This is a genomic window from Streptomyces glaucescens (assembly GCF_002154375.1).
Lineage (GTDB): Bacteria > Actinomycetota > Actinomycetes > Streptomycetales > Streptomycetaceae > Streptomyces > Streptomyces glaucescens.
This window is the reverse complement of record NZ_MUND01000513.1, coordinates 1-8,148: the sequence shown is the minus strand read 5'-3', so window position 1 is coordinate 8,148 and position 8,148 is coordinate 1. Positions and strand designations below refer to the sequence as shown.

The following is an 8,148-nucleotide window of genomic DNA, read 5'->3' as shown; positions in this document are numbered from 1 at the left end:
GGTGGGGGCTGTCCGCCTTGGTCGTGGTCAGGCTGGGGGCCGACATCGTCGCTCCTTGGTACTGGCTGCCGGTTCGGAAGACCGGGACGGGTGGTCGGGGAGGGCCGGCGGTCCGGCCTGAGGGCGGCGGCGAGCCCTCCCCCGCCCGCCTCGGTCACTGGTTGGCGAGGACCTGGCCGACCTGCGTCGCGGCGGTGGCGAGCAGCTTGTCGATGTCGGCGTCCTTGTTGGTGAGGACGCCGGACATGACGTTGTCGAGGACCTTGTAGACCTCCTGCGCCTTCGGCGGTTCGGCCTTGCCGGGGACGGGGTTGTCCATGAAGGTCCTGAAGTTGGCGACCGGCATGGTGGCGTGCTCCACGCGGGCGGCGTCGTCCTTGGCCTTGGAGTCGTTCAGCCAGAAGTTGGGCTGCGGGATGCCCACGGGGAGCTTGTCGGCCTTCTTGCGTTCCCAGTTGAACTGGCCCTTGCCCACCGTGAGGTTCTGGAAGTTCAGCCAGGCGATCGCGGCCTTGATCTTGTCGCCCGAGATACCCTTCTTGATCATGTAGTTGTTGCCGCCGGCCAGCGTGTTCTTGCCGCCGGGTATCGGGCCCATGCCGAAGTTCTCGTACTTCGCGCCCAGCTGCTGGACCATGTACGGGATGTCGTCGGGCGCGGCGAGGAACATGCCGAGCTTGTCGGTCGCGATCTGCTTCTGCAGGTCGCCCCACTTCAGCAACTGGGTCTCGCCCATGCTGTCGTCCTCCCAGCGCATGGCGTGCAGGTTCCGCGCGACCTGCTTGCCGAGTGCGCTGTTGAAGGCGGCCTTTTTGCCGCTTTCGTCGACGACGTCGCCGCCGACGCTGTACATCTGGGCGGTGAAGTGCCAGCCGCCCTGATTGCCGGCGCTGTACTCGCCGAAGCCGGCGATGCCGTCTCCGAGACCGGCGATCTTCTTTGCGGCGGTACGCACCTCGTCCCAGGTGCGCGGCGGGGCGTCCGGGTTCAGCCCGGCGTCCTTGAAGAGCTTGCGGTTGATCAGCAGGCCCATGGTGTAGTTGCTGGTGGGCAGGCCGTAGAGCTTGCCGTCGTGCCGCAGGGAGCTGAGGACGTCCGGGTCGATGTCCTTCAGCGCGGGGACCGTCTTGTCGTTGACGTAAGCAGTGATGTCCTCGGCACCGTCCTCGGCGAGGACCTGGGGCAAGTCGGTGAAGTAGGTGTAGAAGACGTCCGGCTGGGACTTGGCCTTCAGCATCGCGGTGAACCGCGGCGGCTCCAGACACTGGCCCGGGGTGGAGCGGCCCTCGATCGTGACGTTCGGGTACATCTTGTTGAACTCCGCCACGTCCTCCTTCCAGTGCTTCAGCTCCGCCGCCTTCGCCGCCGGGGGCATGCAGTCGATGGTGATCGTCACCTTCGTCTTCGGGTCCAGCGGGGTGGACGGGTCGGAGGATCCGCCCTGTTGGGCTCCGTCGCCACCGTTGTCGCTGCTGCTCGTGCCACAGGCGGCGAGCCCGGTCAGAGCGAGGGCTGACACGAGGGCGACTGCGGCGGCACGGCGGCCGCGGCGGAACCGGGCACTTCTCATGGGTGTCCCCTTCGGGCGAGAACGTGGAGGTCGCCCCATCGCCGGTGCGTTGTGGGGCGCGGCACACTCAATCACCACCAACAAGTGAACGCAAGATCTCGCGCTGACTTCGTAATTGCTCGACAGTTCCGCGTAATCGCTCAGGTGTTGGGGCCGACCGATCTCGCCTCCATGACCGGCAGGGCAAAGCGCCCTTCATTCACAGGCGCCCACCGCTCCGGCGAACCCTGCTTGGGCATCTCAGAGCACACCGAATGCCCCGCTCACCAGGGTGGCGGGGCGGCCGCGGCCCCGACGGGTCCGGCCACGCTGGTGGCCGGACCCGCGGTCACGGCGCCTCGGGCGCCGATGACGGTGTCACGGGTTGTTGATGACGAACTGCGAGCCGGGCTCGACGCGGATGTTGCCCTCGGCCGAGTTGGTGATCGTCACATTCGACAGGGTGGCGCTTCCCCGGGCACCGCTCATGGCGAGAATGCCGGATCCGTTGTTCGACTTGTCGATCCGCACATTCGTGATCTTGACGCCGGGCATCTCACCGCCACCGGTCTTGAACTGGATACCGTCGTAGGTCGAGTCGACGATGTCCGTGTCCCTGATGGTGACGCCGGGGATGGGCAGGCCCTGCGCGAACAGGGTGATGGCACCGAACTCCTGGTCCTCGTTCCAGAACGCGCCGCCCGTACGGTACAGGGCGTTGTTGGCGATGAGGGTCTGCCCCGAGAAGGGCAACGGGTCGTGGTCGGTGGCCAGCATGATCCCGGGGTAGTTCATCGTGTCCGAGATGACGTTGTTCTCGATGGTGTTGCCGAAGCCGCCGTAGACCGCGATGCCGTTGGCACGCCAGGGCAGCTGGATGGTGTTGTTGCGGAAGTGGTTGTCGTGGCCGATGTCGACCGAGGGGTCCTTGACGTACTTGCTGGCCCAGACGGCCAGCGCGTCGTCACCGTTGTTGCGGAAGGACGAGTTGAAGACGGTGGAGTTGCGGGTGCCGTTGGCGAAGTTGATGCCGTCGGCGTACGTGTTGCGGATCCGCATGCCGCTGAACTCGACGCCGTCGCCCGGCCCCCACAGCTCGGGGATGTTGCTGTAGTCGCGGCCGGCCCAGACGCCGACGTTGGCGTGCTCGATCCAGACGTTGCTGATCTTGGTGCCCTTGCCGAAGCGGCCGTTGAGGCCGACGCCGCCCTCGTGGTTGCCGTCGCCGCCCCGGATCGTGCCCGAGCCGAAGATGGCGATGTCGGAGATCTGGGTGTTGTGGTCGATGTCGAAGCCGAAGTTGCCTTCGTGCGGGTGATTGATGCCGCCGGCCTGGTGCGGCGGGGTCAGGGTGTAGAGCTGCGAGTGCCACATGCCGGCGCCGCGGATCGTGACGTCACGGATGCCGACCGTGTTGTAGGTTCCCCTGTTCAGCGGGTCGTCGGTCAGGATCTTCTGCTCCTGGCGCCACTGGCCCGCCGGGATCCACACGCAGGAGATCTCGCCCTTCTGGTCGGCGGTCACCGCGCGCTGGATCGCGTCGGTGTCGTCGATCCCGTCGTTGGGCACGGCACCGTAGTTGGTGATCGAGACACAGCCGGCTGGTTGGGCGGCCGGCGGGGCGACCTGCTCCAGGTCGATGAGGTCGATGACGTAGAAGGAGGCCGTGTCACCGGCGTCGCGCTGCAGGCGGAACTTCGTGCCCGCCGGGTAGCTCTGTGACAGCAGGGCGTGGGACTCGTCGAACAGCCGGCGCGCGTCGGCTCCCGGCGTGTTCGTCAGGCCCTCGGGGTCGTCCGTCGTCCCGTACAGCCAGCTGTGCTTGGACGACAGCGTCAGCTTGCGGACGAAGACGTCGTTCGCGTAGAGGCTGATCGTGGCCTGGACGCCACCGCCGGAGGGAGCGTCCGGGATGGAGTTGCGTACGACGATGGAGTTGGCCGCGTTGGTGGAGGTGAACTCCACGAACTCGCCGGTGGAGCCGAGCCGGACGGACTTGCGGCCCGAGGACTCGGTGGCGAAGTTGGTGTGGCCGAAGGTCCGCTTCTGGTCCGCCGTGAGCAGGGTGCCCTGGTAGCGGGCTTCCTCCGCCTCGTACTCCGTGTACGGCACGGCGGCGCCGCGGCCCACGACGAGCGAGCGGCTGAAGACGTTGTTGTTCTCGTTCGTCTCGGTCACGGTCGCGGTGGCGTCGGCCGTCGCGGTGAGGTTGACCCCTCCGCTCACCGCGGTCCAGGTGCCGGAGAACGGCACGGTGACCGACTGGCCGGCGGCGACCGCGGGGGTGGTCCCGTTCAGGGTGGTGGTTCCCGCGGCCAGGCGCGTGACGGTTCCGGCGGGGACACCGCTGGTGCCCCGGTTGTGGACCGTGGCCGTGAAGGAGACCTGCGCGCCGACGGCCGGAGCGGCCGGGTTCGGCGTGATCGCGGTGACCGTGAGGTCGGGGCCGGGCGCCTGTCCGACGACCAGTTTTGCGGAGCCGGTCCGGCTGTTGTTGGTGTCGTCCTGCTCCACGACGGTTCCCGCCGGGTCGACGACGGCGGACACCGTGTAGCTGCCCATGGCCCGCTTGCCGACGGGAATCCTGACGGTCGTGGAGGCGCCGGCGGCGAGCGCGCCGACCTGCGCGGTACCCGCCACGGTGCCTTCGAGGCTCACGTTGACCGAGGTGGCCGGCGCGGCGGCGGTCCCCGCGTTGCGTACGGTCGCGGCGACCTCGACGGTGTCCGTCTCGGACGGCGAGGAGGGGGACCAGGTCAGATCGGTGACCGTGAGGTCCGGGTTCGGGGCGGCGGCGCCCATCACCTCGAACTCGGCGACCTGGGCGCCGGGAGCACCGCTGTTGGAGAAGAACTTCAGCTGGAGGTCCGCGTACCGGCCGGTCACCGGGATGGTGACGGTGTTGCTCCCGGAGGACGGGCTGAACGCGTAGTCGGCGCGGGCCTTGAGCGAGGTGAAACCGGACGCGGACTGCTCGCGTCCGAGCACCTCGATGGCCTGGGTCCGCGGGCCCCACACCTGATCGGGGTTGAGCCGGACCCTGACCGCTTCGACATCGGCGTTGGAGCCGAGCTTGACGGTCAGGGTGGAGGGGAAGCCGGCCGACTCCCAGTAGGTGGCGGGATTGGCGTCGTTGGCGTTGGCGGCCACGTACGACTGGGTGACCGAGGACGCCTCGATCGGCTTGTTGCGCGCCAGGTTGGTGCCGTTCGGCGGCGGGTCGACCGGTCCACCGTCCTGCTCACCGAAGATTTCCAGTTCGGACAGCTGGGCCGCGTTCCACCCCGTGTTCGCCGCCACCTGCACGCGGATGAAGCGGGCCGTGGTCGCGGTGACCGGGATGCTGACGGTGTTGGCGTTCGCCGGGTCGAAGCTACGCGCGCCTGATCCGGAGAGCGCGGCGAACGAGGAGCCGTCCGTGCTGCCCAGCACGCTCAACGTCTGGACCCGCGCGCCCCAGGAAGCGGGCAGCTTCAGTGCGACCCGGTCGACTTCGGTCCTTGCCCCCAGGTCGACCTGCACCCACTGCGGAAACGCCCCGTTCGGGCCTTCCCAGTAGGACGCCTGACTTCCGTCCGTCACGTTGCCGGCGACGTAGCTGCCGTTGGTGCCGCCCGCGCTGGCGGGCTTGCCCAAGGCCAGGTTGGGGCCCTCCGCGGCGTGGGCGGGAGCGGGGAGCATCCCCACCCCTGTCAGCCCCGCCATCAGCGCGCCGACGAGCACTCGTCGCCCCTGGTTTCTCGATCGCATGAAGTCCTCTCGATTTCCCCACCCGAGCAGCCGACCGTGATTCCCCCTGCCCGACGGCGTGAACGGTGCCGGGGAAGCAGGACGGGCGTGGGAGCGGACGCACGGGTGAACGTCGACAGAGTCCTCGCACGACACCTTCCATGCTCACGCTGGAACATTTGAGTGTCAGCAAGAATTTTTGAGCGATTCAGTCAATCTTTTGCGACAACCGGATGACAGGTTTCCGTCACGTCACCACTTTGTCAACGGGCGCGACAGGACTGGCCAGTTGGAGGGCGTCTAGCGGCCGGTCAGCGCATGGGGATCACCGGTCGACCCGGCCACGGATGAGCCACGTCGGCCCGTAGGCGGCGAACGAGGCCAAGCCCAGGGCCGCGACAGCTCAGAGGGAAGGCGGCAGGGCGGTGGCCAGGCCTACGGACTCGCCCTTCCGGGCTCTGTCCTATGAGCGGAGCTCATCGCGGCGGCGCCGTCGAGGGTGTTGCGCACGCCTTGGGCGTTCATCACCCCGGTGCGACGGAGTGGTGTTCCACGGAGGCGGTGCATCGTGGCGGCAGCCGACCGGGGCTCCCGCGAAACCGGGGGCCCGTTGCGGGCAGGCGACGTTGCCCGGAGAGGAGAGGGCGGCGACGGGGCCCGCAGCCCCCTGGGGCTCACGGGCGCGCGAGACGGCGCCCCCTCATGAGATCGCTGGGGATTCAGGAAGTGCGCGGTTGCGCGGTCGACCCTCGAACGACCAGTTCGGGCTCGAAGAGGAGCTCACTCGAATCTGTCTGCGTTCCCTGGATCTGGGCACACAGCAGCTCCACAGCGGCCCGGCCCATCGCCTCGATCGGCTGCCGCACGGTCGACAGAGGCGGTTCCGTGCAGTTCATGAAGGCAGAGTCGTCGAACCCGACCACGGACACATCCGCGGGGACCGTGAGCCCAAGCCGACGCGCCGCACGGATGGCTCCCAATGCCAGCGGATCGCTGGCGCAGATCACACCGGTGACTCCTCGCTCCCAGAGGCGCCTGGCAGCCGCCTGGCCACCCTCGAGCGAAAATATGGAACGCTCGACGAAGTCCGCCCGCAGTTCCGTTCCCGCGGACGCCGCAGCCGTCCGCGCCGCGGTCAGCTTCCGGCGCGACGGGATGTGGTCCTCGGGACCGAGGACCAGCCCAATGCGCTCGTGCCCCAGGGACGAGAGGTGCCGCCAGGCCTGCTCGACCGCCACCATGTCGTCGCAGGAGACACAGGGAAAGTCCAGACCCTCGATGGGCGCGTTGACCAGCACGACGGGGATGTTGCGTTCCGCCAGCTGCCGGTAGTGGTCGTGCGGGGCGTCCGCCTGGGCGAACAGTCCGCCGGCGAAGATCACCCCGGACACCTGCTGCTGCAGGAGCAGGGCCACGTAGTCCGCCTCGGAGACGCCGCCCTTGGTCTGCGTGCACAGCACGGGCGTGAGACCTTGCTGGGCCAGAGAACCGCCGATAACCTCGGCGAAAGCCGGGAAGATGGGGTTCTGGAGCTCCGGCAGCACGAGGCCCACCAGACGTGCCCGCTCCCCACGCAGCTGGGTGGGACGCTCGTAGCCAAGGACGTCCAGCGCGGTGAGTACCGACTGGCGGGTCGCCTCGGAGACCCCCGGCTTGCCATTGAGAACCCGGCTGACCGTGGCTTCGCTGACTCCCACTTTCTTCGCCACTTGAGCAAGTCGTCGCGTCACGCGCGCAACTGTAGCGCAAAAAGAGCAAACGAGTTACGAAGCCTTCCAGCTCACCGGAGAAGCGATCCTCGGGAAAGCGTCGGCCGCTGGAGCGCTGCCGCAGGGCCGTATGCCGACGTCCCACCGGGTCACGGCCGTCAGCTGGCCTGCGGTAACCAGATTGTCTGTGCGCCTCAGGTCCGGTTCGGTGAGCTGCCGGAAGCGGCTGACATGGCATCGCAGGGGCGCGGGTGGAAAGGCGAGCTGGTGCACGGTCTCCTCGACCTCGTGGCCGGAGCGAATACGGTGCGAAGCATGGTGTTGGCGTCGGCCGGGACGGCCTTTCCTCACCTGCCCGACCCGGGCGGCGCGGGGATACGGGCTGAGTACGCGTACTCGGTGCGCCAGGTCGTCGTCTGGCAGGCTCCGCGATGTGAAGGCTGCCGAGGGGACGCTCACAGCCCTGCATCTCTTCCTGGCCTGCCACGTCGTACGCGGGTCGAGCACCCACCGCACCACACGGGGCCGGTTTCAGGAGAGGGACGTCGGCTTACGGGGCGGAGGGATGGCGCGGAGCAGCTCCCACAGCGGGCGTGAGCCGGATGCCCAGACTCCGAGGGTGTGACGGTCGACCACATGGAGGCGCTGCTGCTCGGCGAAGGCAACGGCGGGTGCGGTGACCCGCCCGTTGGTCACGATGACCGCGACGTCGGCGCCGTGGACCTGGCGGGCCGTGCCGTTGAGGACCTGGAGGTCAGGTGTGCCCACGGCGGAGCCGGCGAGGCCGCTGCGCCGGTGCTTGCATTGGATCACCCAGCGCCGCCCGTAGGGGTCGGTGGCTTTCACGTCGGCGCCCAGGTCGCCGCCACCTCCCACGCGGGAAGCGTCCTGGCAGCCGTCGCGACGCATCAGGTCCCGCACCGCGTCTTCGAACCGCGAATGATGGAGGGCGTCCAGCTGGGACAGACCGTAGCGCAGGCTCTGCGCGCGGACCGCTTCCCACCGCGCCTCCTGCCGCCTGTGGTGCAGCCGACCGCAGCCGGCCAACACCGTGAGCGCGCCGACCACGGCCAGGATCCACCAGTGAGCCAGCAGCCAGTTGACCACGGTCACCACCAAGGCGACGGCGAAGGCGGCGACCACCAGACGCCGCGGGGCCCG

At 68.6% G+C, this 8,148-nt stretch carries 4 protein-coding genes; all 4 read right to left on the bottom strand.

Going from position 1 to position 8,148, the window contains the following annotated elements; all coding sequences use genetic code 11:
- Nucleotides 1–154 precede the first annotated feature (154 nt).
- Nucleotides 155–1,570 (bottom strand): ABC transporter substrate-binding protein, encoded by a 1,416-nt coding sequence (locus tag CCN42_RS29960; RefSeq protein ID WP_086740319.1) that lies wholly within the window; start codon nucleotides 1,568–1,570, stop codon nucleotides 155–157.
- A 357-nt stretch (nucleotides 1,571–1,927) separates the two neighbouring features.
- Nucleotides 1,928–5,299, bottom strand: coding sequence for a CARDB domain-containing protein (locus CCN42_RS29955; RefSeq protein WP_086740316.1), 3,372 nt, complete (start codon nucleotides 5,297–5,299; stop codon nucleotides 1,928–1,930).
- 698 nt (nucleotides 5,300–5,997) lie between these two features.
- Nucleotides 5,998–7,008 carry a LacI family DNA-binding transcriptional regulator gene (locus tag CCN42_RS29950; RefSeq protein ID WP_086740314.1) on the bottom strand — a complete coding sequence of 337 codons (1,011 nt, stop codon included), beginning with the start codon at nucleotides 7,006–7,008 and terminating at the stop codon, nucleotides 5,998–6,000.
- A 510-nt stretch (nucleotides 7,009–7,518) separates the two neighbouring features.
- The gene (locus CCN42_RS29945; protein WP_086740321.1) at nucleotides 7,519–8,133 is read right to left on the bottom strand and encodes a restriction endonuclease; all 615 of its coding nucleotides are present in this window, start codon (nucleotides 8,131–8,133) and stop codon (nucleotides 7,519–7,521) included.
- Between the last annotated feature and the right edge of the window lie 15 nt (nucleotides 8,134–8,148).

Bases quoted from the DNA above. Each gene is read 5' to 3' on its own strand.
- CCN42_RS29960 (WP_086740319.1), bottom strand. From the start codon at position 1,570: ATGAGAAGTGCCCGGTTCCGCCGCGGCCGCCGTGCCGCCGCAGTCGCC.
- CCN42_RS29955 (WP_086740316.1), bottom strand. From the start codon at position 5,299: ATGCGATCGAGAAACCAGGGGCGACGAGTGCTCGTCGGCGCGCTGATG.